The sequence below is a fragment of the Clostridium sp. 2218st1_F5_2218SCRN_220325 genome, from assembly GCF_039062665.1.
Taxonomy (GTDB): domain Bacteria; phylum Bacillota; class Clostridia; order Peptostreptococcales; family Peptostreptococcaceae; genus Intestinibacter.
Map to the genome: position 1 here is coordinate 136,616 of NZ_JBCLNH010000005.1, position 26,971 is coordinate 163,586.

General features: G+C 30.1%; 22 protein-coding genes and 1 pseudogene. 1 reads left to right on the plus strand and 22 read right to left on the minus strand.

Features of this window, described 5'->3' with window-relative positions:
- Positions 1 to 61 precede the first annotated feature (61 nt).
- The 3 genes from ABCM86_RS04915 to ABCM86_RS04925 form a co-directional block, all read right to left on the minus strand.
- Positions 62 to 1,111 carry a CAP-associated domain-containing protein gene (locus ABCM86_RS04915; RefSeq protein ID WP_343003612.1) on the minus strand — a complete coding sequence of 350 codons (1,050 nt, stop codon included), beginning with the start codon at positions 1,109 to 1,111 and terminating at the stop codon, positions 62 to 64.
- Positions 1,112 to 1,391: 280 nt separating this feature from the next.
- On the minus strand, positions 1,392 to 2,447 hold the full coding sequence (locus tag ABCM86_RS04920; RefSeq protein WP_295778989.1) for an acyltransferase: 1,056 nt from the start codon (positions 2,445 to 2,447) through the stop codon (positions 1,392 to 1,394).
- A 129-nt stretch (positions 2,448 to 2,576) separates the two neighbouring features.
- Complete coding sequence (locus tag ABCM86_RS04925; protein ID WP_343003613.1) at positions 2,577 to 3,815, minus strand: nucleotidyltransferase family protein; 1,239 nt, start codon at positions 3,813 to 3,815, stop codon at positions 2,577 to 2,579.
- A gap of 359 nt (positions 3,816 to 4,174) precedes the next feature.
- On the opposite strand from ABCM86_RS04925, the gene ABCM86_RS04930 reads away from it, so the two are divergent.
- Positions 4,175 to 5,095 carry an LCP family protein gene (locus ABCM86_RS04930; protein WP_343003614.1) on the plus strand — a complete coding sequence of 307 codons (921 nt, stop codon included), beginning with the start codon at positions 4,175 to 4,177 and terminating at the stop codon, positions 5,093 to 5,095.
- Positions 5,096 to 5,221: 126 nt separating this feature from the next.
- Here ABCM86_RS04930 and ABCM86_RS04935 read toward each other — a convergent pair whose 3' ends face one another.
- From ABCM86_RS04935 to ABCM86_RS05025, 19 genes and pseudogenes are all read right to left on the minus strand, one after another.
- A complete protein-coding gene (locus ABCM86_RS04935; protein ID WP_343003615.1) occupies positions 5,222 to 6,112 on the minus strand; it encodes a metallophosphoesterase in 891 nt (296 codons plus the stop codon).
- A gap of 35 nt (positions 6,113 to 6,147) precedes the next feature.
- Entirely contained in the window at positions 6,148 to 7,908 is a 1,761-nt protein-coding gene (locus ABCM86_RS04940) for an ABC transporter ATP-binding protein (protein WP_343003616.1), read from the minus strand.
- Positions 7,909 to 8,098: 190 nt separating this feature from the next.
- Entirely contained in the window at positions 8,099 to 8,359 is a 261-nt protein-coding gene (locus ABCM86_RS04945; RefSeq protein WP_295575803.1) for a PqqD family protein, read from the minus strand.
- A 79-nt stretch (positions 8,360 to 8,438) separates the two neighbouring features.
- Entirely contained in the window at positions 8,439 to 9,401 is a 963-nt protein-coding gene (locus tag ABCM86_RS04950; RefSeq protein WP_343003617.1) for a hypothetical protein, read from the minus strand.
- A gap of 83 nt (positions 9,402 to 9,484) precedes the next feature.
- Positions 9,485 to 10,612, minus strand: coding sequence for a radical SAM protein (locus tag ABCM86_RS04955; protein WP_343003618.1), 1,128 nt, complete (start codon positions 10,610 to 10,612; stop codon positions 9,485 to 9,487).
- Between the two features lie 76 nt (positions 10,613 to 10,688).
- Positions 10,689 to 11,582 carry a hypothetical protein gene (locus ABCM86_RS04960; RefSeq protein WP_343003619.1) on the minus strand — a complete coding sequence of 298 codons (894 nt, stop codon included), beginning with the start codon at positions 11,580 to 11,582 and terminating at the stop codon, positions 10,689 to 10,691.
- Positions 11,583 to 11,650: 68 nt separating this feature from the next.
- Positions 11,651 to 11,914 (minus strand): hypothetical protein, encoded by a 264-nt coding sequence (locus tag ABCM86_RS04965; RefSeq protein ID WP_343003620.1) that lies wholly within the window; start codon positions 11,912 to 11,914, stop codon positions 11,651 to 11,653.
- A gap of 20 nt (positions 11,915 to 11,934) precedes the next feature.
- The gene (locus ABCM86_RS04970; RefSeq protein WP_343003621.1) at positions 11,935 to 14,967 is read right to left on the minus strand and encodes a fibro-slime domain-containing protein; all 3,033 of its coding nucleotides are present in this window, start codon (positions 14,965 to 14,967) and stop codon (positions 11,935 to 11,937) included.
- A 389-nt stretch (positions 14,968 to 15,356) separates the two neighbouring features.
- Complete coding sequence (locus ABCM86_RS04975; protein WP_343003622.1) at positions 15,357 to 16,079, minus strand: HEPN domain-containing protein; 723 nt, start codon at positions 16,077 to 16,079, stop codon at positions 15,357 to 15,359.
- Positions 16,076 to 17,251 carry an ATP-binding protein gene (locus tag ABCM86_RS04980; RefSeq protein WP_343003623.1) on the minus strand — a complete coding sequence of 392 codons (1,176 nt, stop codon included), beginning with the start codon at positions 17,249 to 17,251 and terminating at the stop codon, positions 16,076 to 16,078. The genes ABCM86_RS04975 and ABCM86_RS04980 overlap by 4 nt, the downstream gene beginning before the upstream one ends.
- Positions 17,252 to 17,264: 13 nt before the next feature.
- The gene (locus tag ABCM86_RS04985) at positions 17,265 to 17,561 is read right to left on the minus strand and encodes a hypothetical protein (RefSeq protein ID WP_343003624.1); all 297 of its coding nucleotides are present in this window, start codon (positions 17,559 to 17,561) and stop codon (positions 17,265 to 17,267) included.
- Between the two features lie 319 nt (positions 17,562 to 17,880).
- Positions 17,881 to 18,171, minus strand: a complete 291-nt coding sequence (locus ABCM86_RS04990) for a hypothetical protein (protein ID WP_195928835.1) — start codon at positions 18,169 to 18,171, stop codon at positions 17,881 to 17,883.
- 172 nt (positions 18,172 to 18,343) lie between these two features.
- Complete coding sequence (locus tag ABCM86_RS04995) at positions 18,344 to 19,237, minus strand: hypothetical protein (protein ID WP_343003625.1); 894 nt, start codon at positions 19,235 to 19,237, stop codon at positions 18,344 to 18,346.
- A 414-nt stretch (positions 19,238 to 19,651) separates the two neighbouring features.
- Positions 19,652 to 20,161: pseudogene (locus ABCM86_RS05000) on the minus strand (transposase); the annotation flags it as partial.
- A 94-nt stretch (positions 20,162 to 20,255) separates the two neighbouring features.
- Positions 20,256 to 21,704 carry a helix-turn-helix domain-containing protein gene (locus tag ABCM86_RS05005; RefSeq protein WP_307993484.1) on the minus strand — a complete coding sequence of 483 codons (1,449 nt, stop codon included), beginning with the start codon at positions 21,702 to 21,704 and terminating at the stop codon, positions 20,256 to 20,258.
- Between the two features lie 95 nt (positions 21,705 to 21,799).
- On the minus strand, positions 21,800 to 22,741 hold the full coding sequence (locus tag ABCM86_RS05010; protein ID WP_343003626.1) for a hypothetical protein: 942 nt from the start codon (positions 22,739 to 22,741) through the stop codon (positions 21,800 to 21,802).
- A 211-nt stretch (positions 22,742 to 22,952) separates the two neighbouring features.
- On the minus strand, positions 22,953 to 23,564 hold the full coding sequence (locus tag ABCM86_RS05015; protein WP_343003627.1) for a hypothetical protein: 612 nt from the start codon (positions 23,562 to 23,564) through the stop codon (positions 22,953 to 22,955).
- Between the two features lie 68 nt (positions 23,565 to 23,632).
- The gene (locus ABCM86_RS05020) at positions 23,633 to 25,783 is read right to left on the minus strand and encodes a ThiF family adenylyltransferase (protein WP_343003628.1); all 2,151 of its coding nucleotides are present in this window, start codon (positions 25,781 to 25,783) and stop codon (positions 23,633 to 23,635) included.
- 1 nt (position 25,784) lies between these two features.
- On the minus strand, positions 25,785 to 26,864 hold the full coding sequence (locus ABCM86_RS05025; RefSeq protein WP_307993489.1) for a hypothetical protein: 1,080 nt from the start codon (positions 26,862 to 26,864) through the stop codon (positions 25,785 to 25,787).
- Positions 26,865 to 26,971 lie beyond the last annotated feature (107 nt).

Below are 26,971 nucleotides of genomic sequence, written 5' to 3' on the forward strand. Positions count from 1 at the left end.
TTTGTTTATTTATGTCAAGCATATATTTGAATTTTAATTATATTCATTCTAAATTATATACTTATCTATAAAAGTTTTGTGTTAAGTACATGCTTGAGCTTCCACCGAATACAACGCCGACACCTATGTATCTATAGTTTCCCAATATATTAACTCTGTGACCTTCTGAATTCATAAGTGCATAGTGAGCGAAGATTGCGCTAGTTTGTCCAGCTGCGATATTTTCTGCGGCACCTTGATAGTTGATTCCATATTGAATCATCCTATCAAATGGACTTTGATTTTTTAAGTTAGTATGTGAAAAATAGTCTTGGTCTCTCATGTCTTTGCTGTGAGCACGAGCACACAAAGTAGCGTTTTCATCATATGAAAGCATATTTAGTCCTCGTCTGCTTCTTTCCTCATTTATCAAATATCTGTTTATATTTTCAAAACTAGTAGTAACAAACTCATCAGATGTATAAATTTCAGCCATATTTTCTTCTGTCTTTTTGCCTATAATTTGTATTCCTACTACTTTATTATCTTCAAATGAATCGTAAAAAACTGTGATATAACTTGATTTTGTCTTAATCAAATTATAATATTTTTCATTTAAGATATATCTAGTGTTTTTTATTCGTCTATAATCAAGTAATTTATGCTCACTTTTCACTTTACTTTCCATGTCACCTAGTTTTATACCATTAGATTCACATGAATTCATCGTATTACTAAATAATGCTACGACTTTATTTTTAGAAATTCCTATCATACAGAACTTATCTATATCTTGATTGTATACATACCATTTAAAACCATACTCGCTACCTTCTTTTTTATTTGGCTCCCCCATTTTAGATATTACATTTTTAACACTTTCTCCTAGCTTTATTGTTGAGTAATTATCAAATGAAACTGAACCATTATAATCTGATACACTTTCCTCTACATTATTTTCATCACCAATAGCAGAATTATTTATGTATTCATCTTCATTATCTATTTTATTTATTATATTGTTTACATTTCCTTGCACATAACTTATTAAATTATTAGATATATCTTTTAATGGCGATCTAAATATAAATACTATTATTAAAATAGTAAAAACGTTAAAAAATTTTTTCACAGCAACCCCTCCTAATCAATCTACAGATTATAACTTGCACTCTTGAATATTATATTAATCAAATTTGACACTAAAATAAAATAACCTCTATTAAAAATTCGATATAATTATCTTTATAGCCACCTTAAAATGTCAAATATCTACAATAAATTCATAAATACAACTAATATCAAGTTACTAATATACAAAACTACAGTATTTATAGACTTTATATAAAAAAATAGTACTCCACATCAAAATAGTTGAAATGAAGTACTATATATATTCATATTAATAGAATCTATCTTCCTCCTGTAAGAATTTCATAGAATCTATACATAAATCTTCTTAAGAACATAGCCACAAGTACACATACAGTTATTGTTATAACTGGGGCTACGAAGAATATTATTAAGCTGCTCATATTACTCATAGGCATAACTTTAAACCATATCTTTTTAAGGATAGATTGGAATGGTATGTGGAAGAAGTATATAAATATTCCGTATTTAGCCATTTTGAATTTCTTATTTTTTATGTTGTCCATTCTATCGTATAATAACCACATAAACGGAACACCAAATAGGATTACTACGTTCTCTGCTAAATCTAATAATGGTAAATCTGTGTACATAAGGGCTGCCCTAACTGCACACGCTAATATATATATAATTCCTATTACTACAACTTGATTTTCTGTTACTGATTTAAAGCGTAAGTCTACTTTGTTTATTGCAAGAGCTGCCCCTATTCCAAATAACATGAATGGATAATTAAATATTTGTAATATCCATACTCCTCCAAACATCTCTGATATTGGATATAAGAACCAAATTACAATAAATATAGGTAGTGATTTTTTGCCTAATGATTTAATTATATAGTAGAACACTGGTGTTAATAATACATCTAACATCAATGATCTTATATACCAAAATTGGTATGGTAGTGGATATACGTATGTATTTACGAATAATTCCTTTAAAGTATAGTCTGTTATTATTCTGTCTGAGAATAAAGCCCTACCCGCAGGTACTAATTCTACTAAGTATAGTATAACTAACCAACCTGTACACCAAATTACATATGGTATAAATAAACTATGGAATCTGCTTTTAAATTTGTATTTCCATTTTTCCATAGTAGGTGTGAAATTGTAGAAGAATAAGTATCCTGATATTAAGAAGAATACAGGAACGGCAATTCTGACAATCCCTTGACCTATAAAGTTTTGTATTATTGAATTTGCGCTTATTACGTCTTTTGCCGATTCAAGATTGTTTGAATGTAGTAAAACTACAAAAAACGTCATGAATAACGACACATTTTTTATCTTATTACTGATATATTTATCCATTCTGCGTTTTACCTCTTCCCTCTTTTATTTATTATTTTTAGTCAAAATCTAGATTAAAAATACCATATTTCCAGTATATTTTCAACTTACAACAATATTACATTTTTCTTAAATTTACTATTTTCGACTTTATTTGATGATTTTATATTCTTTTAATAGCTCTATTCTCTGTTTTCCCAATTCCATAGTATTTATATAAGATGTAGTGTTGTTTTTATTTTTCTTTAAATAAGATAAAATTCTTTGTGTCCAAGCGATAGGAAGAAGAATCGGATGTTTTTGTAAATATGTATAACTTCCCTTTAAATAGTCTACATTTGGGAATATCGCCTTAAATCTATTTGTGTTATTTTGCCCTTCGACTGCATTTAAAGTCATGAGCGCTGTATGTTTTCTCTCGTTTGTACTTCCGCCAAAGACTCCTGCATTTAATATGTCGTTAATTAAATCGTCACTATTTATGTAGTAGTCCTTAGAATTTATAATTATGTTAAAATCTCTAACCCCTTCAGGATATATAGCTTTAGTATAATCAAATCCGAGATATTTTAAACTTATATCGATTAAATTTAGTGCAAAAGTATCGTAATTTAAGGTTTTTAAATCACTCCAGAACTTTTCCCAATTTATAAATTGATTATAAGTTTCTATGTATTTGGAGAAATCGGCAACTTGCCTTATGCCGAAACCTCCATGTAAAAAGTGTTTCATATTGTGAAATACAATATATATAAGATGTTGCTCATGTGATAAAGTTTTGATATCAATGCCGTCTATGTTTATATTTATACTATTTTCAAATATATTTTCAAATACTTTATTTAGATGTCCATAAGCCTTTGATTCAACAGGAAAAAGGCTTGTACTGACTTCTATACAAAGGCCTGTTTTTTTACAGAAATACGCACACTCATTTCCCTCTTTTTCAATAAATTCAAGCCCCTCATTACATAAAATATCCTTAATCCTATCATAGTCTTCTTGCTTTACTAATATATCTTCATCCGACGACATCCTATCATCTGGATTATTGTACATATTTCTAAAAATTATACCTTTAAATACAATTATTTCTATATTTTCTTTCTGCAAAATTTTATAAAGTTCTAAAAACCTATTGCTGCGTTGAATTTGAGATACAACTAACCTAAGGGCCACTTGCTTAAACATTCTTTTAAACTCTTCATCAGTATTTTTAAAACACTCTTCATTATGTAAAGCACTGTATATCATAGGCAAAACGTGATGAATTTCAGATAAACGATAAATCTGTTTCAAATCTTGTGAATCAATATATCCGCCTTCATAAGTACCATTATTTAATGATGACTTTAATAAGTCTAAAAACTGTAAATTAAACTTCTCCATATTTCCCCCTTTTATTATTAATATTGTATAGAATTATTTTTTATATTTAGTTAGCAAAATCTTTTTAATTACTACATTAATTATAATTTATCTACATCTTTTGAGCTATCTAAACAGTATATTTTTTATAATTTCTTGTATATTTTCCATATTTCTTTTAATTTTGCATATTGAACCAATTTAACTTGTTGTATATAATGAATATAATGAAAATTTAAGGGGAGGTGAAACGCTACGATAAAAATATTTATCAGTAGCACACATATTTGGGTAAATTAAAAAACTTTTTTACTTTTAAAAAGGTTACTATAACCTTGCTAGTCTTACTTATTCTAATTCCACTAATTACATTCGGGGTTGTGTTAATTAGAATAAATTCGGCTCATGTAGACGATAACTACAACTCTCAATACCAAAAAGTAGAGGGAATAACAAACATACTTTTATTAGGTACAGATGGTCGTGAAAACGAAGATAAATATAGATCAGATGCTATGATGATTCTTACTATCGACACAATTCACAGTGATATAAAACTTACATCACTTGCACGTGATACATATGTAGATATCCCAGGCCATGGAAAAGGAAAACTTAATGCTGCTTATTTCTGGGGCAAAGAAGATTTATTATTCAAAACTATAGAACAGAACTTTAAAATAGGACTTGATAAATTTGTCCAAGTTGACTTTGAAGACCTTATGAATATAGTATTTGTTATTGGTGGTGTAGACGTCGAGATTGAAGAAAGGGAAATTCAATCTTTAAATGAAGGTATTCCAGGTGCATATAATTCATGTACTTATGCTGAAAAAGGTGAAATGCAACTTATAAATGAAGCCGGAAAACACACATTAAATGGATACCAAGCAATCGCCTATGCTCGTATGAGATACCTTGATAATGGTATATACAGAGATGGAAGACAACGTAAAATAATTTCGGGGATGTTTGATGGAGTAAAGGACCTTTCAATGTCTGAATATCCAAAACTACTAAATACACTACTTCCTTATGTCAAAACAAACTTGACAGTAGGAGAAATGCTAAACCTTGCATTTACTTCATATAGTTTTGCAACATCAAAAGAAATCAAACAAGCAGAATATCCAATAATCGACGATAAACACGTAAAAGGTGGAAAATATAAAAACGCAGGTTGGGTATGGTTATATGATGTGAACTCAACAGGAGTACTTCACGATTTCATATATGAAGATATTAATATGGAAGATAATGAGTATTTAAAAGATGATAGTAAAATAAAGCTTAATTATTAGGATAAAATAAATAACTTTATCTATATAAAATACTTAAATTTAGTTATATAAAAAGTGAGTTGTAAAATGTTTTAAAGTTTTGCAACTCACTTTTTTAATCTTTTTATCTTTAATTATTTACTATAATTATTTCTTTAAATTCACAACCATAATTTCTGGAACGTTATTAAAACGAGGTAGCTTTTGAGTATTTGAACCAAGTCCACTTGTAATTAATAATTGCATATTGTCCTTTTTATAAAGACCATGGATGTATTCTGGGAAGTAACCTTGATCACCGCCATAAAGACCGCCTAAAAATGGTACTATAACTTGTCCACCATGGTCATGTGAACTTACAACTAAGTCAATATCCCAAGCTTTTGATGCTTCACCAAATACAAAACTATCTGGTCTGTGACTCATCATAATTTTATAACTCGATGTATCTTCAAATTCTGTCAAAAAGTCATATATTCCATCTCCCATATCATCACGCTTTGTTGTTCCATTTGGATCAAACGCATATCCATACATTCCCCCAATACGAATATCGACACCATTTACCTTTATATCTTTGTACTCCATTTCTAATAAAGTTGCCCCTGTGCTTTTTATTTCGTCTAATAATTTTTCAGAATGTTGATTTTCCATATATTCTAGCTCATGATTTCCCAAAGCATAATAAACAGGAGCTATCTTTACAAGTCTTTTTATAAAACTCATTGCAATGTCGCTGTTTTCAGAATCGTCGTTTAAAATATCACCATCTGCTATTATAAAATCTGGATTTTGTTCTTTTATTTGTTTTAATAATTCTCTGTCATCGTCTTTAAAAGTATTGTCGTGTAAATCCCCTACTACTACGAATTTTACTGAAGAATTTATTTTGTCGCTATTTATATCGTAAGAATTTACTGTTAGGTGGTTGTACGAAATGTATACTAGATAATAACAAATTGGAATTGCTATTATAATTAGTGTACAAATTATACACAATACTATCTTTAGTTTTTTCTTAGTTTTTTTATTACCCATAGTTATTCCCCCTGACTAGCTAAATTTATATAATTCTAAAAATCTTTTATTAAACGATTAACTTCTCTTTCATCAATATCGCTGACATCTCCATTATCTATTCTATAAACTCTGTCACACATTGTTAGTACGCTCGGGCGGTGGGTTGTAACGATGCAAGTTCTTTCATATTCACTATTCATTATATTGCGAAGGACTTGTCTTTCTGTAAATACGTCTAATGCAGAAGTCGCCTCGTCTAGTAAAAGTATCGGTGATTTTCTTAAAAGCGCCCTTGCAATGGAGATACGTTGTGCTTGTCCTTCTGAAAATCCACCACCCCTCTCACCTACTTTGGAGTTTATGCCTTTTGGAAGTTTTTTTACAAAGTCATATGCACAAGCTGTTTTTAAGGCTTCTATAATTTCTTCATCTGTTGCATTTGGTTTAACCATGCGCATATTGTCTGCTATTGTTCCAGAAAAAATCGTATTTCCCTGTGGAACATAAGAGAAAAATCGCCTTGTAGATGCTGAAATTTTGCATTTTATACCGTTTATATCTTTTATAAATGCACCTCCAGATTTAGTATTAATAAGCCCCAAAAGAAGTCTCACCATTGTAGTTTTACCTTCACCAGAAGGACCAACAAGAGCCACAATCTCGCCTGGATTTGCCACTACATTTGCATTTTTAAATACAGTTTTAGTGTTATTGTAACTAAAATTAACATCCTCAAGCTCAACACTAAGCCCCTTGCCTTGTGTGTTGTTTTCTATCATTCTCACCTTTTTTTCATCTAGTTTTATTTCGTTTTTAATTTTGAAAAACTCCATAATCCTACCAGCAGACGTCGTCGCGCTTATTGCAGATGGAACAAGACTTACAAGTGATTTGAATGATGATGATAATTGACTTGATAATTGAACAAATAAAGTCATCGTCCCAAAAGTTATGTGACCTGTCCAAAGTCGATAAACTCCCCATCCAAAACAAGCATAAGCCACAAACATTCCAACAACCGACATAAAAGATGATGTATAAACAGAGAATTTGTTGTAATCTAAATAGACATTTTTATAATTCTGTTGGACATTTCTAAGTTTATTACTAAAAAATTCAACTAAATCAAATGCCTTTACTGATTGTATATTTTGAAAAGACTCTTCATTAAAAGACATAACTTCACTTGAAACTTGTCTCATTTTCTTGTTATAATCCCTCATTTTTTTCATCAAAGTCTTTGATACTATAACCATAACAGGTGCACTGGCAAGCGCAATAACAGCCATAGTTGGATCATAATAAAGTATTATCGCAAGGATTCCCAAAAACTGAACAGAGCGCGTAATCAAACTCGGTATCCAGCTCAAAATACTAGAGGCTACAGTATTTACATCACCGTTTAAGCGATTTAGTAAATCACCGCTGTGAAACTCCTTCATAGATATCCAGTCAGCCACGAGGATTTTGTCATATACCTCAGCTTGAATTTCATTATTTACTTTTATATTAATTTTTGCTGAAATCATAGTTGTCACAGCATTAATTCCAATACTAAAAAGTCCCATAGCAATTATAAAAACTGCAATTAAAGCTATATTGCCTTTGTCCTGACCTGTTACAGCATCGATTAAGTACTTTGAACCTACACTCGACGCTAGCCCCATAAGCGTCGTCATTATCCCCAGACATATGTAAAATACAATTTGAAATTTGTATTTTTTTGCATAAGTGTACATCCATTTTGTCTCTTCGTACATTTCCTGTAGCATTCCATCTTTGATTTTTGTTATAACCTTTTTTATAAATTCCATTTGATTCCCCCATTTGGTTTTATATGTATATAGATATTTTAGCACTTTTTGGTAGTCATGGCGCAATATTTACAAAGATGTAGATTTATATGAACTTATGTTCTATATAAGTAGATTTCCCTAATTTGTAATTAATATACATTGATTATATATTTTTCTATAAAAAACGAGCACTTTCGTGCCCGCTTTTTTATATTATTTCAGCATCTTTTAAAGTTTGTAAAAACTCATCCAAGTCTGCTTTTGCGACTTCTTTTTCGACTTCATATTCATCTAAAATCTTTTGTAACAAGTCGTCTTCATCTTTTGCATTTTCGTAGTTATCCCATATGAATCTCCCCAATTCATTAACAGATATCAATCCATTAAAATGTGCTGCTGTTTCTCCTGTTGGTATTAGCACAGTTTCTCCAACTATTTCTCTTTCGATAAACTCTTTTTTAAATCTCATATTCCCTCCACAATTAATACAACAATTTGTATTCGGTAGCTTTTATTTTTTTAGTAATTATTTCATAGGGCATTCACTACTAATCTGTAGTAGTGTAAGTTTTGACCATCATTATTTCCCCACCATCAGAATCAAAGTGAGATGGATAAACGGTTTGACTTTCTCCAGCTTTTAAATTTTCTATTTTAGCAGTATAAGTAATTCCTCCAACATAATATCCTTCGCTTGATTTATATTTGTAGAATATACGAACGCAAGGTATATCTTTTTTAGATTTATTTGTAACTTTTATACCATTGTTGCTTACTTTTTCGCATTTTACAGTAGATACTTTTTCTAGTGAGCTGACATATGATGCAGTTGTTCCACCATAAGTCACTCCACTACTGCTGTTGAAAGTTGCTTTGTTTTTTTCCATTACTACTGCAGAAGCATTAGCAGGTAGTGATGTTACATCAAATACTAATTTTTTATCTCCATTATAAAGTTGAATTTGTGCAAACTCTATAGCTTTTTTAGAATTATTTTTAACTTGTATAGCTGCTACATTGCTTACCTCTTTGTCAGAACCATCTTCTATATATATTCCTGAATATCCATTTATACGTTGGATAGTTATATCAGCATCTGATGGTTTAAAATTTGATGATACTTTTTGGCTAGTATTATTGAAGTTAGTTATACTTCCATCTTTTGAGTATGAAGAATTATTACTTGAACCTGAGTTTGAGCCTGCATTTGAATTATTATCTGAACTCGAACTATTTTCTCCCCCTGAGGAATTTGAATCACCTCCATTTTGGCTATCTCCACTACTTTGGCCGTCTCCTTTATTTTCACTATTTGTACCATCTACTTCAGAATTTCCACTTCTGCTAGAACTTCCATTAGTCCCATCTCCAGAATCTGCGCTATCTCCTGCACTATACGATGGATTTATAATACTAGCTACATTTACTTTTCCTGATTTAACTGATATCATAACTATTAATAGAATAATCAACCCAATAATTATCCCGTTTATTTTTTTGTTATTACTCAATTTAATCGCCCCCAAAATTAATTTTTATTGTCTTATTTCCTATCGAATAAATTAGCAATTAATCGACAGTACTATTAATTATTCTACAATTGTTGTTCTAATTCCTTTAAAACTTTTTTACAAGCATCTGGATAATATTTTGTCATATCACATCTATATTGTGGAACTTTGTCGTAAGTTCCTGTTTCTGTGTAGACCATCGCTGCACACGCCTTACACTCATCCTTTTTACCACAACCTGCACACTTAACAGGAAGTGTAATCTCGCTAACTATTTTCTTCGTATTTTCCCAAGCCTCATCAAAACCAACTTCCCAAGGATTAAGCCCCTCGTCAGGAATCATTCCACAAGGAAGCATCTTTCCTTCCCAAGTCATCCAAAAGCTTGTAACTCCAGCTCGGCAACGCATATGTTCTCCTTCTACAACGCCACAATCATCATCAGTATCATAAAGTGCAAGCTGACCCGATTCAACATATTCTTTAAATTTGTCAAAACCATTATTATACGCGTTTATATAAGCTCCATAAAACACTGCTTCCTCTGCTGTAAATCTATTATTTTGCCCAATTTTTGTATGATCTTTTCTAAGTGGCGGAAACATATAAGAAGTCGCCTGAATCACCAAATCATGTTCCTCAGCAAAATCCATCATTTGTTTCAAATCATCCTTATTATAAGGCGTAACACTACAATTTAACTTAACTTGTATGTTATTTTCCTTTAATAAAGAAAGTGCTTTTGTAACTTGCGTAAATCCCTTTGGATTATTACAAAGCCTTTCGTAAGTTTCATCACTTGCCCCATAAAGCGTCATATTAATTCGCATAGGTGGGTAGTGTTTTAACCACTCAATTACATCCTCATCTATCATCGTTCCATTCGAATTGATAGATATGCAAAATCCCATCTTGTGAAGTTCTATGTAAAGTTCTTTAAAATCTTTGACTAAAAACGGCTCGCCTCCTGTCAAAAGTAAAAATAGCATCCCTCTTTCTCTTGCTTTTTTTGCAAGTTCAATCCACTCTTCATTTGTTCTAAGCCTTGCAATGCTTTCTTGCTTTTCCTTTGACATTTTTATGTAGCACATTTTGCAGTCCATGTTACATAATGGTAAAAGTTCAAACGTACCGCTTATTGGTGTTTTTGTTATTGATGCCTTTCTGTGAAGGTATTCTGTTATTCTAGGTTCTATTAATTTCTGTTTCATTTTCTCCCTCTTTTGGTTTATATTTTTTATTAAAATCAATTATCCCATGTTTTTTATTTCGTTTATTATCGTAATTTTATTTTATAGATTTTTCACATTCATTATTTTCTATAAATAAACCTCTATCCTCTATAATCTGATTTTTTAAGAAATCTACTGCGCTTTTATCTGGCAAACATTCATATTGATAAATTTGTACGTTTTGTACAACATCTGTGATCATATTTATTATGTTTTCTTGGAATTTTTTGTCCCAAGTATGCACAAGTGTCTCGCTATACAGCTTTATGAATGCTTCTCTTTGCGATAATTTTGTAAGTTTATTTTCTTTGCCTTGTTTTAGGACTATTATGTGGGATATTTCAGCTTTTTTATTTTTGTAAATGCCAGATGATCCCGCAATAGGAAGCCCATACGCAGTCCATTTTCCATCCAACTTTCTTATTCCACTTCTATCACCATTTATAATTTCGGCATTTTCGTATTTTTCCCATAAATCAGCTTGGGTTGATTTTCCTGTACCTGATGGTGCTGTGAATAGTATTGCTTTATCTTGATATTTTATGAATGAGCTGTGTAGGATATATGCATTAAATGTATTTAATACTTGTTCGATATTCATAATATCTATTATATTTCTTGAATAATCTATATATCGTTCTTCTCCAGCTAGATATCTAACCTCATAATAATGTTTATTTATAGGTGTAACCCATGCATATGGATTTTTATCCGGCATTGGATACAATTCATGTACAAATCCCTCTTTTGTTTCATAAAATTTTACTATATTTTCATATACTAATTTTCCATCCATTTTGGGACTTTCTTTTACTTCTTTATATTCTAATAATATATCTTCATCTTCATAATCTGAAATAAAATCTTCACTTTCCATACTTATATTTATTTTAAAAGGTGATTTTACATGTATTTTTATATCTGCTATTTTTAAGTAGTAATTATTCATATCTCTCCTATATACCAATATGGTCATGCCAAAGGCATGACCATATATTTTTGTTATTTATTTTTATTTTAGTAAGAACCAAAAACAACTTGTCCTGGGCTTGGAGTATTGTAACATAAATCTTCAGATGGAACATCTGGATCTCTCTCATCATTACAAGCTGGCGCTGAGACAAATATAGTTGAATCACCATTATGCCATCCACAATGATATTTATCTGCATAAGTATGTTTTTTTCCTCCAAAACCAGCATTACCACAATTTTCTGCTATATTTTGTGCTATAGCAAAGTCTTCAATAATTATTCCAGGTTTACTATATTTTTTTTTCATTATTATTTCACCTCCAATAATTATTTTCTAAACCAACTCTTTATACTATTCATTATCTTATTCCAAGTATTATCAGGTTTAGTTTGTTCATTATTATCTTGGCTGCTATTATCTTTATTAGTATCATTGTCACCAGGATTATTTATATCTACATCACCTTTATCAAGAGTATCTTCTGTATCTTTTTGATTTGTATCTTGTTTTTCTTGTAATGCATCAAATGTATTTACATAAGACATTAATTCCGGTGTACTTGTTAATGCATATCCATTAGTTGTTGAAATTTCACCAGTTATTCTAACTTTTGTTATAGATAATAAATTATCTGACATATTTTCAATTACTACATTACCCTGTTCAGTTGGTGTAATTTCATAATATAAGTCTGCTGCAGAGTTTAATTTTATCTCTTCAGTTTTTTCTCCACTAGTAACTTTTACTGTTACTTCTTTCCCTGTTGGTGATTTCAATCCTATAAATACTTTATTATTGTCTGAATTATATCCATTTATGTTAAATGCTACACCTTGGATTTTATTTTTTGTTGTATCTGATTTATCTATATATGATTTAAGATATACTTCATTCTTTGGACCATAGTCTTTATATGTTCCTATATCAGTTATACCCTCTTCAGATTTATCAATAAATAAAGAACCTTTAATAGCTGTATCTATAGCTTGTACTTTACTACTATCTAATAAATCTTTTCTAACTTGAATATATTGTGCATTAGATTCACCTGCTTCTTTATATGCTTTTCCAGCTACTGAGTTAGCATCTACTTTTCCTAATGGATTATATACTCTTATACCATCTAAATAGTAAGTTCCTCTATTTTCAGCACTTACAGTTATTACTTTTATTGTAACTTCATATGTTCCATAATCTAAATCATCATAGTTTAATGTTGGTATTTGATAATAGTCACCTGATACAGATAAATTATCAATAGATTTATATTTTATAGTTTTTACAGTTTCTGTTCCATCTGCATTCTTTGTAACTTTTTTAAGAGAAGTACTTATTTTTCCTACACCTTCATTAGTTCTACTATATACATCAACGCCTGTTCCTGTAAATCTAAATTTAGCAGTTGCAAAATTTTGAGAACTAACATGTGCAGAACCATTACTAAATCTTGTATCATCCTTATATGAATCATCCCATCCATACTGACTATTTTTATCACTTTGTGTTTCACTTTGAGATTTTCCATCTGTATTCCAACCTTCTGACCAAACTATGGCAACATTAGGGTTACTATTATCATCACTTCCAAAATCATCTTCATAATATACTGATGTAGCTGGCATTATACTTACATTTGCAGTTTCAGTAGTAGGATTTGCTATTTTATCCAAATATACACTATATTTTGCTGTATCTACACTATTCATATATCTTGTAGGAGTATATTTTACTTTAGAATTATCAGCAGTTAATTTTAAAGTACCGTTTTGACAGTTACTTCCAACTACATTTTTAACCTTTCTTGTAGAACCATATAATACATCATTTGATAATACATCTATTTCCACTGGTTTACCATAGTCTAATACAACTACATCATCTTTTAATGAAGCATTAAAAGTATTAGTAAATACAAACTCATAATTTGCTGCTTCTGTTTTGTCAGATTCTTTTTTAGCAGTTGTTATAATGGCATCCTTTTGTCCAGTTGTACCTTTATCTTCTATTGTTTCACTTCCAGGAATTTTACTTGATGTTTGCCATGTCGAAGTATAAGTTGGATTATCATCTACAATTTCTTCAACTTTATAAGTTTTACCACTAGTAAAATCCGAACCAACGAATAATGCTGTTTCATTGAATCCTAATGTGAAACTACCATCAGTACCTGTTATTCCTGTTCCTGTTTGGGAACCATTTTTATAAATATAATATTTTTTGTTTGCATAAGCTGTGTAATTAGTTTTATCTTCTGAAGAGTATATTTTAAAATTAAATCGATTACTTAATAAAGCTTTTAAATCCTTATCATCTTCAGCTTTATTTCCTAAAGATTTTGTAACTTGCAGTTGATCTTTTATTTCTAGATTGAATTTTATCTTACAGTTAGATTCACCTTCACCACGTTCTAGATAAAAAACTTGTAAAGTATGAACTTTATTTGTTTCATTTTTCCAGTTTGTTCCTAGAACATTAGATGTGTATATGTTAGTAGTTTTAACACCAGTATTAGTTTGTCCCTTATAAACTGTTGCTACCCCTGTATTAAAGTTTATATCACCTTTAATAGCATTATGTATACCACCAATATCTAAAACTAATTTACCATCTACAAATACCCAAACATCATCATCACCAGAGAATTCAAATGTCATATCTTTTTTACTTCCATCAGATGTTGTTATTTGACCATTTTCTGGCATATAGAATTTTACAGACATATCCATACCAAAGTGGAATGTTGGATTACTATCTATATTTCCAGAAGTATTTTTTGAAAATGGTAAAAAAGCTCCTTTTCCATCACTTGATAGTTTTGATAGTCCTTCATCTTCAAGCTTAGCATTGTTTGCTGGTTTATTATTAGGGAATTTTACATCATATTTATAACTATCATAGTAATAATATCCGTCACTATCTTTCTTAAATGGCATTTTTACATTTGTATAAGTGTTCTTTCCAGTTGTTTTAGTTGTATCAAATATTCCCGCTTGAGGATAGTTAAATTGTATATTTCCCGATTTATCAAGGTCTGATTTAACTAAACCTGTATATGCATAATCTTTACCCTTTTTACCCGGCTGTCCAGTCCATATATTATAGTCTTCATTAGCAATATTTCTACGTGATATAGTAGTTGTTGTTCCACCAGTATTAAAGTATATACCTTGGTCTCCATTTTTTTCTAATGCCTTAGTTGCTGCATTGAATGTATCAGTATCATAATTAAACATTGTTGTATCAAAATAAGTATAATCACTTGCTGCAGCTTCAGAAACACTAGTCTTCGGCACAATAACCATCGTAAACATCATCGCGAAGGCTAAAACAAACGATAATGTTTTCTTTAAATATTTCATCTCAACGCTCCCCCCTTTAAATTTTTTATCTGCCAGCACATGGGCTAACTCTGTATAAAAATTTTGTCAGAACTCGCATAGATTATTTTTTGATATAACAAATTGATGCAGTACTCTTTTTCTATATGCAAGTACTAACGCTTCCCTCGGTACTTCCATATACCACCCCCAAATTTTTTAAGTGCGTATTGTAAATTACTATATTCTCACACTTATTTATCATATATAGTTCAATTATAAACCAATCACTTTTTATTTTCCATATTTTTCCACAATATTTTTTGTTATTTTTCGAACATTATCATAATATACTCTTATATGAAATAAATAATTTATATATAAGAATATATTATTAAACTCATCTACTTCTGCATATTCCTCACAACACTCTATCTTTTAACAATATCATGCTCCAACATAAGCTCATTAACAACATCGACAATCTCCTTTGTATCTTTAATAAATTCCCTTACTGTGTTGATGTGAATAGGCTTTTTTTCTGCGTTTTCATGAAACATATCAAACTGATGGGCGATGGAGTTTCGTCTTTCACAAAGTCTGTTCATCCTTTCTTTTAGTTTTGTTACTCTTTCCTTTCTGTCTATTTCATAGTTGTAGATTTTGCTTGCAATTTGATACATATGCAGTCCGATCATATTCATCGCTTTTTCGATTGAATCGTAGGAAATCAGCGAGATTTTGCTGTATTCGTAGTTTATAAATTCAATAAACCATGAGTCGTCTTGCTCTCCTTTTAATACATCTAAAATCGTTCCAAGTTTTATATTTATATTTTTATAAGGTTTTGTCTCTTGCCATATCTCGTCATACATCTGCATTATGCCGAATTGAGTAATTTCATGAAAATAAAAGTCGAGTGAGCCACCTAAAAACACAATCTGAGAACGCAGGATATAATCTATTTTTTCCTTATCCTTACTCTCCAATAAGTCAATAGTTTTAAACTGCTCCTCTATATCTTTTATACTGTCTTCAAAATGCTTTTTAATTTCGGCTAAGTCGAATTTTATAACTTCGGGTTGTACTTTGTCCCTTGTATTTGACTTTCTTTTAGATAAATCTAAATCGCGATGTTTATCTAATTTCATCATCCAACACCACCATTATCTTTTAGACTAGGAACAGCGCCATATCTTCCCATTATGTACCCCTTTGCGATGTTTTCATCAGCCCTAATATTTTTAATTTCGACAAGAGAATATAGCTCCGTTGCCCTGTCTTTTCCCAATTGTGCAAACCAAATCTGATCATTTCGGAATAAATTTAAGCTAAGCAAACTTATATCGTGGCTTGTGAAAATAAGTTGGGCAGAGTTCTTTGGAAGATGGGTATTAAATAAACTTATAATTTTATAAGCAATATTTCGGTGAAGGTTTAATTCGATTTCATCCACAATCATCACCTTTCCATTTATAAAACTCTCTACAATAGGTAAAACAAGGTCAAATAATTTGTTGATTCCCATCGACTCCTCTTCATACAAATCAGTTTCAAACTCGTCGTAAACGAATTTTATTCTTATATCTTTATCGTCTAAATTTTCTCCTGAACTTTCAATTTTAATATCCTTTATATCACTATCAAGCTCGCGAAAAACAGATATAATTAACTCCCTCATCTTCTCACTTTCCATCATAACCTTAATACAGTTTTTTCTTTCAGTCTTTACATCACTATTTTGTATGACAAGATATTCTTTAAAAAACAAAAATGCATTATTTATCTCAAAAATATCACTTTTATCACCAATGCACGACAGCAATAGTTTATTATCGCCAATTTCATTTTCGATTATCTCCAACAACACCTTATTTTCTTCAAATTTTTCACCAAAACAGACTTCTCCTTCCTCTCTTTCAAAAACCTTCATAGCATTTTTATCCTCAAAATAATATAAATATTCCTCATCCACCAAATTATCTTTTAACACAAATCCATAAGCATATCTAATATCATTTATTATATATTGCATATTAAACTCGCTTTTTTTATCATGAGCCATCTTGTGAGTAGGTTGTTTCAACACTTCACCAGGTCTATTTTCTCTACTTTTAATAACCAGATCTCTCATAAATTCAATACCTTTAAAAATATTGCTCTTTCCTGCACCATTTGGTCCATAAATGACAGAAGTATGCAAAATCCTAAAATCGTCAAATTTCTTTAAAAATTTTTCATTTTTGATATTATCCGTCGCAATAGCCGAAAAAGTGACCTTTTCCTTAATCGACTTAAAATTGCTACACGAAAACTCCAACAACATGACTTATGCCTCCTTATTCATAATCATCGTCAAACCCGTCATATTCAAAGTCTTCATCATCCTCATCATACCCATTTGGATATAACAAATCCTTCATATCATCGAGTTCCTCGCGCAACTCAATAAGCTCGCTCTTAGAATATTGTCGAAGTTCATCCTCATATTGATTAAAATCCTCGATAAGCTCCTGAATAATTTCCTCCCTAGTCTCCCAAATTTCCTCTAACTCATCCTCAGAATAATCCGCCAGCTCGTCCTCATCTTGCTCGCAATATTCTACAAGACCCTGTATCATTTCTTCCTTAGTCATAACAATCCTTCCTTTCAATATCTTAAAATTAACTTTATGATTTCTATTTTTAAAATTCATAACTTCATATCTTGCTCATATTTTGCATAGGTTTCATATATTTATGCACTCGTTTTTAAATTTAAAATTCACTGCGTTCATAACGTCAACGACTTCGTACATTACTTAAAATTCACTGCGTTCATAACGTCAACGACTTCGTCCGTTACTTAAAATTCACTGCGTTCATAACGTCAACGACTTCGTCCGTTACTTAAAATTCACTGTGTTCATCCCAAAAAGTAAAAAAGACTAGAACCTTTATTCTAGCCTTTTTAATTTACTCCCAACCGTGCCATGGAGCAATTTCATCTTTATATCTTTGTACTAATTCCTTACTTCCCACAATCATAGGTTCCAAATCCACTTGACAGCAATTATCCGTATAACTTATTACAACATCAGTAACTTCATACTCGTAAATATTAAACTCGCCGTATAAACTGTCGCTTATAAAATCCCCTTTGTGAGGTATGACATCACTCTCGATTGTTTTGACAATATTCGCAAATTCATCTATTTCTTTGCTTCTTTCGTTTACCAATATTCCTTGTGATAATGTTATTTTCATGGAATGCCTCCTTGTTCGTTTTCAGACTACATTCTACAATTCTACATGAATGGAGTTTTTTCCTTTTTTTTATGGTATTTTTTTAATTATGGGAAATTATATACCTTTTTTGTGTTCTACTTTTACTACACTTAATTTTCCATTTGGCATGGCATTTTAGTTTTTATTTATTTTACAATGTACTTCCATCTTCAAGTATAACAGTCCCATCATCATAAATTTTCTTCACAGCCGGATAAATCTTCTCTCCACAATATTGACACTTTCCTAAATATCGTGAAACTGCACAAGTATTTCCACAAACAGGACAATCTTCATAAGTGAATGTACTTGACAACGATCTTCTAACCTCACAACCTTGACAACGATTAGTCATATCTATAAAATTTTCTTTATCTACATAATGTCTTTTCCATTCACACCAAACTTTATTGCTATTCTTCTTACCTGATGATTTTTTACTACTTTCATTTGAGTTGCTATTACTAGCCACCTGTTGCTTTTGCTCTTCCTGTTTCTTAGCTTGTTCTTCTGCTTCTTTTTTCTTTTCTTTACAAGTTTTCAAAAGCTCATTACATTTATCTAATTGTTCCTTAAGACTATCACTTTTTTTACATTCTTCTATAGTATCTTCAAGATCCTTTTGCGCACTCTTATATTTACCATCATTGATTTCCTCTTCAAAAGAATCAATCGAATCATCTATATTTTTCAATACTGTTTTTTTATACTCATTAGCCTTATCTTTCACTACATCAGTTTCAGTTTTTATATCATTAATCTTATCTATTTTTTCTATCTGAAGGAAATAAGCTCCATGTTCCTCTGAATCTTCAGCTTCCACCAATAAATTCAGCTGCTTTATTAAATTTTTAGCCTCTGTATCATCTTTTTTAGACTCCAACGCTAATTTAAAATAATCAATGGCTTTGTCATATTCCTCCTCTATAACATTTGATTTTCCTTTTGACATAGCATCTTTATATTCTTGACTTATACCCTCTGATTGTTCACTTATTTCTGCTTTGTTACAACCTACAACCATTATTCCTAGAATAAATAGCATTAAAATAATTAATCTTTTTTTCATTTGTTTTTACTCCCCCATATTTTTTTAGTTAATAAAATTATAGTTTGTTTTTTAATCATTCTCAACATTTTGTCTGGGGAATATCTATAAGCCTACATAATATAGCATCTATACCTATTAAAATGTATACTATTATTATGATACATTCATATAAGTACGGAGGGAAATTTTATGGAATTAACAAAAAACAAGTATCAATAACAAAAGAAGTAGCCATACTATTCATGCTACTTCTACATTTATTCTACACAAAAGATTATCAAGGCTTATTCACGCCGCTGATCATGATTAAATGTGTTCCACTAGTTTATTATCTATCCTTGTTTGGGGACTGTTGTGTGGCAATTTACTGTTTTTGCAGTGGCTATGGACTTATGTATACATACAAAAATAACCCATGAAACTGAATAGACTTATTTTGGGTGGTATGCTTACCAACATATGTATATGAGCGGTCATCAAGTTCACTTATATTCTTTTCACATCTTTATATTTATATAATTGTGTAATTATTTGTCCTATACTTTCTCGATATTGATTATATATGATTTTTCGTATATACTTAAGTGTGAGGACAATATTGATTATTTGATAGACTCTTCTTCTATTTATATTAGACATAAGCGCTAGGTCTTTTGTACTGTTGCCCACTTTGTATAATCTGTAAATTTCAGCATCTCTCACCCATTTGTATACTGTTGTTAAAGTTGGCACATATAAATAAGAGCCTCCAAATAAGAAACAAGTTATTAATATATTTCTCATAGTGTACTCACCGACTACATAACTTTGTTCCTTGCTGACTTTAGACATCAACTCTTCAAATTGCTTCGGCGTAATTAATCCACATTTTGTAATTATCAATTCTATAAGTTTTGCTAAAGTATTAACTATCTTCATAACTAATCCCCCATAAACTATTCATTACAATCACAACTATATCTAAACTACAACCATTATTACTTTCTTTTTTATTACATTTAATCTATTTACTCTATCTATAAGAAATAAAATTAATATCCTTTAATGAATCTATAATAAATATTTGTTCTTCAGATTCAATCTGAATTCTAAATTGTCCAAAATTATTATATAATTCTATGAATTCATTAAAACAACCATTTCCTTTATCTGCTGTTCCCTTTAATGTATATCCGCCAAAATTTATCTCTATCAATATATCATCTTGTTGCTCCATAACATTAACACTAATACTCTTATTAAAATCAATATATATCGGTCTATACGAAAAATTAAATAATTCCACAGATGATTTTATTTTATTAACAATATAATCAAACTCAATTTTGTTTTTGCACACCTTGCCGATAGTTGGATAAATTAATTCATTTTGACCATCGCTTATAGCCAAACCGCCTATGAGCATAGATTTTTTATATCTCCTATTATATAAAATACTCTCTATAGCTTTACCTACATACTCCTCACCTTTTTCATTGTCACCACTTTTAATTAAGAGCATTCCCAGCCCTAATAATGCATTATCATGATTTGGATTTAACTGTAAGCATTTTTCAAAATTATATTTTGCTTTGTCATCTTCTCCAATAAATTTATACAGTTCTGCTTTCTGAGCATATGCTTGATACATTATTGGATATAATTCTATCGCCTTGTCCAAATATTTTAAACAGTTTTCTTTGTTTTCATCAGATTCAGAATACATAATTTCTTTGTTTTCACCAGATCCAGGATATATAAATTTATAAAAATAACACACACCCATATTTAAATATGATTCTGCCAAATTGCAATTTAAATCTAAAGATTTTTTATAATATTCTATTGCATCCTCAATTTTCTCAGCAAAGTGACAACAAACCCCTAAATTATAATAAACCTCCTCTGTTTTATCAACTGCTTCAGCTTCCTTAAATACCATTATAGCCTCATCATATTCTTCCATCTTTGCCAAACTAATACCCTTTATTATTAATGCCTCATAATTAGTCTTATCTTCATCTAATACTTTTTGACTATACTCTAAAGCCATTTCACAAATCTCCATATTTAAATATATATTAGCATATCTTAAAAATATATATTCACAAGGCAATATATCTTCAAAACTTTTATATATACTCATTGCCTTATCAAAATCTTCGTCTTTCTCATAATTAGATGCCAATAATAACTTTTTATCTAGCTTATGGAGTAAGTCTTCACCTTTCTGAATTCCCAATTTTTCTAATACATTTTTAACATCTTTAGATGCCCCTTTATTCTTAAATTCAAAAATTTCTTCCTCTCTTAAAATTCCCATTGCTTTGTACGCATTTATAGCATTTTTTCTGTTAACAAGTTCACTTTCAGCTTCTATCCTTTGTACTGTTCTTACAGAAACATCAATTTTCTCAGCTAATTGCTCCTGTGATATACCCGTTAGCTCCCTTTTTTCTTTTAAAAAATTCTTTTTTTGCATTCTCCCTCTCCTTATTTATATAATTTGTTTATATAGTAGTATATAAATAACGAAAAGTGAACGACAAAATAGGCGACATTTTTATTTTTTTTATACTACTGACAAAAATACTTCTTAATAACAGTCATTCCATCCCCATTTAACCTACAAAGATACTTCGCTGTATTTTCATCATAATTCTTTTCATTAAAATAATTCCCAGTTATAATCATATAATCTCCATTTATCCTGATGTACCACATCGAATTGCCACTCATTATACATTCCTCGGATCCATCACTAAAACTCATTCTATAAAGACCAGAATCATCTGTGTAATAAATATACCCCGGAGAAATCCCCTGCATATCAGCACCTTCCAAAACTGTTGATTTTTCACCAGAAGTTATATCAACCTTATATATATTTCCATCATCATTAAAATATATATAATTAGAATCCCCCTGCAAACAATTCATCCAAGAATCAACATCCCCGCTACATATAATTTCTTCTGGCCCACCAGCCATATCCATACTCTCCAAATAATAAATGTCATTAACATAATTGACATAATAAATCCTTGACTTGTAAACGGTAAACTCCTCGATTGTCTTTGAATCCGTTATACATTCCTCATCCTCCCCATCCAAAGACATCTTATAAATTCCACTCTTAAAATACCCCTGATCCTCGCTGAACTCCTGCTTCATATAATATATATTTCCATCATAAATAGTGAAATCTATTCCATCTGCCAACATCTGAAAATCCTCACCATTAGTGCGAATTTTGAAAATATATGGGGATATATAATCGCATAATCCCCCCTCAGTGTCTATCACACCATAGAGCCAGTCACCTTGGATGATGAAGTTGTCATCAAATATCGAGCCCTTTTTGCTGTATAATAGTGATGATTTTTTGGTGTTTGTGTCTACTTTGTATATTGAATCGTATATTGCGTAGTACATGTTCTCGTCTTGTGGTGTGGTGTTGGAGCAGGCAGTGATTAGTAGAGTTGTGATTAGTAGTGTTGCTAGGATTAGTTTTTTCATTTTGTTTCCCCCTTTTTTGTTTTTATTTATTTTATTCTTTTGGGAGGGTGATTATCCTTTAAAAAATAAGCTAAATGAATATAAAAAAGAGTACTTCAAAATAGTTTTTTATTCTATTTTTCAGTACTCTTATTTTGATGTTTACATGCATATTTATAATTTTAAATATCTTTGTTAAACCTATTTTGGTATATATTTACTCAATTTGCAATCAGTTTACATTCTCACTATTTTCTTTTTTGGGACTAATATCACATGCAATAACTGTTTTTACAAATCTTTTAGATTTAACCCTTGTAGCTCTCATACATACTATATATACTGCCAGTAAATATATAATTGCTTTCTTATCAAATGTAATTAATTTCATTACCATAGAAAGAATAATATATACTATTATCATCAGAATTGTCGTTGTAGACATATCACGGCACATTAAATAATCTCTGTGTGCAATCAAAACCTTTTTTTCTGATTCATGTTGTCGCAATAATTTATACCATTTACTATTTTCATATTGCCTACGAGATTTTTTCTCTGATGGCATATTATCATAAATTTCACTATATGCTTTAATTACATCATATGTTGTAAAACGTAGATCTTTAGTCTTATCTTTTATATCAGTAAAAATCGTCTCTCCTGGCATCGGACTCCACAAAAAAACAATTATCTTTTTAATATGATTTGAGATCATACAATCACAAACTATGACCATTGCATAGATAATACTTGAAAACAGTCCAGAATTTATAATTGTAATAATCAATTTCATATAGCTATTTTCTTCTATTACTCCATCAAAAGTAATCGTTCCTATCAAGCATAAAACTACCAAAATATTTGCTATAACAAAAATTTTCAATTCATTTACTCTATAATCTTTTATATTCATTGTTTTTTCCCTTTAATAATATAGTTCTGCGTATTTGTAGGTGATATAATTGTCATTAAAAACATATCTGTACTAACTTTTGTTTCTTCAAAAGTTTTTATATCTCTTTTGCTTGGTGATGCATTCCCAGAAGTATGTGTATGCCATTCCCCAATATATCTCAGATGACCATTTGTTCTTTCATTTAAACTTCTTATATATTCTTTTACTCCTTCTTTTCCCATCACTACAGTATTAGTCTCTCTTTTATTATCTTTAGGAATAAATGTATCTATTACAGTAATTCGTTTAATTCGTTTTTCTATACATCCAATCCATATTCCTGAATTTTCTAGTCCTTCCTTTGAATATTCTTGAATTTTTTGATAAAGTGAATGTTTAATATGAATAGACCATCCATCTACTAATGGTAAGAACACCATTGGTTCTATTTCATAAATATATAGTCGGTTATTTGTCAAATTATCAAAGTCAAAAATATTTATACATGCAATCCCTTTTTCTCTTTCTTGATATTTATTAATCAGATGTGGAACTACACTTGCATGATTGCTTATTGTTGCATCATCTAAAATCATAGTATCAGAACTACAACCAAATCCTATATGATATCTCATATCCTCTGGTTGTTTATATGTAAGCCAGTTTGAAATAATATCTTCTTCCAATGCTTTCAAATATAAAGATACTTGCATATCATATACATCAGGATTTCTATTTTTACCTTCAAACAAAGAAAGTCCCATCTTTCCTACTAAGTATATTTCTGTTCTTAGCATTGGTGATTTTATAATTTCTCTTGATAAAGACCAAAATAAACTTCTTTTTGAAGCAGTACAATCAACCGTAATACCCTCTGGCAGTATATCTATATCAAATATATTTTCAAAATGACTTGAACTATTATTAGTAAACATACAGTCCATTTCAATTTTCATAATACGAGCTTTTGGAAAACCTATAGCAGCCCTTTTACTTACATAATGCCTTACTAAATTATGTGGTAAAATAATATCTTTATCATAAAGATGTTGCTCTGTATATCCCATACGTGCTAAATTCATAGAAATCTTAGAGCCTAATGCCCCACACCCTAATATATTAATTGGTCTCTTTGAAATATTCTCTGTGCCAGACAACCTCTCAGTCATTTGCTTATTTAAAGATTGAATTGTTACAACTTTTTGAACAAGACAATTTTTAATATCTGCGGAAGATTTTAATTTATACGATAGTAATACTGCTATAAATTCATACTCAGAAAATCCACCAATTACCTGCATTGGACGCTTTACTGCCATAATAATTAATATATCTTTTAATTCATCAAGTTTTTTTCTCTCATAGAATTTATTCTCCATCTTACGAATTCCATGTTGTATTCTACTCTCACAAGGAAAATTTTTTAAATCTTTTTCCTTATAAAAAGGTTGACTAATATAATCGCTTATTACATTTTTCCTATCAAATACAAATATACATGGCAGAATATTTTTATCTAATCCTTTATCGTATTGTAAATTTAAAACTTCAAAATATTGCTCTCCCTTTTTTTTCATTCCTATAACACAATCTCCACAATCTTGTTTATACGTTGATATAATATTTAATAAATAATCAAAATCAATTTCAACAAATCCTGATATATTTTCATATCTAACTGTTTCAAACCCATCATCATTTATAAGTTCGCCATTAACCAAGTCAGAAAACCAATCATTAACACGATCACAAAATGCCATTGGACCATTTTCATAAAACCATTCGTTTATATCTCCCCTGTACAGACATAGATTCATCATTTGAATATTACTATCAGGAACACCATTATTCAAATGTGGTATTCTATCAACAGGAAAATCATTTCTTACAAATAAAATTGCTGGTGCAGAAAAAGGATAATCTGTTCTTGCATACATTAGAATTTCCTCATTCGGATTAACATCTAGTTCTCTATATACACCATTTGTTGGTATTGAAATTTTTAGCTTAATATGAATAAATAACCCTTCAGATAAGTTACTTTCATATATTTTTATTATATCCATACTATAATTTTCATTTATTGATTCTATTAACGGCATATATTTTTCAGGATACTCCTTTAATTCATGAAATTCGTAGCATTCAAAAATTGTATTCTGCATATTATTTCCCACCATATGATTTTTGTGTAAAAGAGTTATATTGAGTTGTTGACATATCAATGGACTTAATTGAAAGTCCTTGACCAGTAATTTTAAAAGTTAATGGTTTTGGGTTGTTCTCATTCGGATATTCTGCTGTACATTTAAACCTTTCTGCCTCTTTTAAATGCTTTATATATACATTTTTTGCTCTATAACTTGGTGGATTATCGTCATCACGCTTAATAGCTTTGCTTGAAGAAACTATATAAGCCTTTTCTTTGGATTTTTCAAGAAAGGATTTAATATTTGAATCTGCTTTTCCTGTATGTGTATCTTCTGTACTAACCGCATGCCAAGAGCAGTGGTGTGGTGCCAATAATAAATCAAATTCCATATCTGGATTTAATTCAATAACTTCTTTCCAATTATCACAAACTAGATCCCCACCAATTATAGCAACATATGTACTACCATTAATCTCGAAACTTATTTTAAAAGAAGCCGTACAGTCATTTACATCTGATTCCTCATCATCATTTGCTTTCTTTACCGGTCTTAATACAAATATTTCTGCACCATAATCTTCATCTCCATTTATAGTATCAATAGTTGCTCCAGCGGGAATAATAACATTAGTGTAATCTTTTAACTCTTTGCTATATCCTACAATTTTTATACGATTACCAGGCAAATCAGCTTTATCTTCACCTAATAAGTCTAGTCTTCTCTGTGCCTCTTCTCTTATTGCATCTGCATCATCATTATAATGTTCATCATCCATCATAAGTTTTGCAGGTACATATAATTCATCAATCCTCATTTTATCGTCATCAAGTTTATCTGGTTCACATAGATTGAAATATTCTCTAATCCCACGACAATGATCATTATCAGAATGAGTTAAGAAAAATGCATCTAAATAAATTTGTCCATTATCAGTAAGTAAATTATTATGCAAATATTCATTGCAGTCATAAATTTTATCATTACTTTGAGCATCTCTGATATTACAATCTATCATAATATATCTTTTATTTTTTGTTTCAATAAGTGTCATATCCCCATTATCTACTGGAAAAAATGTTATATAATTTGCCATATAATCACCTTTTAACCTTTCCCTTTTTATATGATAGATTGTCAATATAAGTGCAACATTTTATGTTTATGTTGCAGCGAAGACCTCTGCAGGTGTTTTATATCCAA

Excerpts from the sequence above, each read along its gene's own strand:
- ABCM86_RS04960 (WP_343003619.1), bottom strand. The coding sequence starts at position 11,582 with ATGAATAATTACTACTTAAAAATAGCAGATATAAAAATACATGTAAAA.
- ABCM86_RS04955 (WP_343003618.1), bottom strand. The coding sequence starts at position 10,612 with ATGAAACAGAAATTAATAGAACCTAGAATAACAGAATACCTTCACAGA.
- ABCM86_RS04935 (WP_343003615.1), bottom strand. The coding sequence starts at position 6,112 with ATGGGTAATAAAAAAACTAAGAAAAAACTAAAGATAGTATTGTGTATA.
- ABCM86_RS05025 (WP_307993489.1), bottom strand. The coding sequence starts at position 26,864 with ATGGCAAATTATATAACATTTTTTCCAGTAGATAATGGGGATATGACA.
- ABCM86_RS04995 (WP_343003625.1), bottom strand. The coding sequence starts at position 19,237 with ATGCTATTTATTCTAGGAATAATGGTTGTAGGTTGTAACAAAGCAGAA.
- ABCM86_RS04945 (WP_295575803.1), bottom strand. The coding sequence starts at position 8,359 with ATGAGATTTAAAAAAGAGTTTATCGAAAGAGAAATAGTTGGAGAAACT.
- ABCM86_RS04965 (WP_343003620.1), bottom strand. The coding sequence starts at position 11,914 with ATGAAAAAAAAATATAGTAAACCTGGAATAATTATTGAAGACTTTGCT.
- ABCM86_RS04980 (WP_343003623.1), bottom strand. The coding sequence starts at position 17,251 with ATGTTGTTGGAGTTTTCGTGTAGCAATTTTAAGTCGATTAAGGAAAAG.
- ABCM86_RS04920 (WP_295778989.1), bottom strand. The coding sequence starts at position 2,447 with ATGGATAAATATATCAGTAATAAGATAAAAAATGTGTCGTTATTCATG.
- ABCM86_RS04940 (WP_343003616.1), bottom strand. The coding sequence starts at position 7,908 with ATGGAATTTATAAAAAAGGTTATAACAAAAATCAAAGATGGAATGCTA.
- ABCM86_RS04985 (WP_343003624.1), bottom strand. The coding sequence starts at position 17,561 with ATGACTAAGGAAGAAATGATACAGGGTCTTGTAGAATATTGCGAGCAA.
- ABCM86_RS04970 (WP_343003621.1), bottom strand. The coding sequence starts at position 14,967 with ATGAAATATTTAAAGAAAACATTATCGTTTGTTTTAGCCTTCGCGATG.
- ABCM86_RS04925 (WP_343003613.1), bottom strand. The coding sequence starts at position 3,815 with ATGGAGAAGTTTAATTTACAGTTTTTAGACTTATTAAAGTCATCATTA.
- ABCM86_RS05020 (WP_343003628.1), bottom strand. The coding sequence starts at position 25,783 with ATGCAGAATACAATTTTTGAATGCTACGAATTTCATGAATTAAAGGAG.
- ABCM86_RS04975 (WP_343003622.1), bottom strand. The coding sequence starts at position 16,079 with ATGATGAAATTAGATAAACATCGCGATTTAGATTTATCTAAAAGAAAG.
- ABCM86_RS05010 (WP_343003626.1), bottom strand. The coding sequence starts at position 22,741 with ATGAAAAAACTAATCCTAGCAACACTACTAATCACAACTCTACTAATC.
- ABCM86_RS04990 (WP_195928835.1), bottom strand. The coding sequence starts at position 18,171 with ATGAAAATAACATTATCACAAGGAATATTGGTAAACGAAAGAAGCAAA.
- ABCM86_RS05005 (WP_307993484.1), bottom strand. The coding sequence starts at position 21,704 with ATGCAAAAAAAGAATTTTTTAAAAGAAAAAAGGGAGCTAACGGGTATA.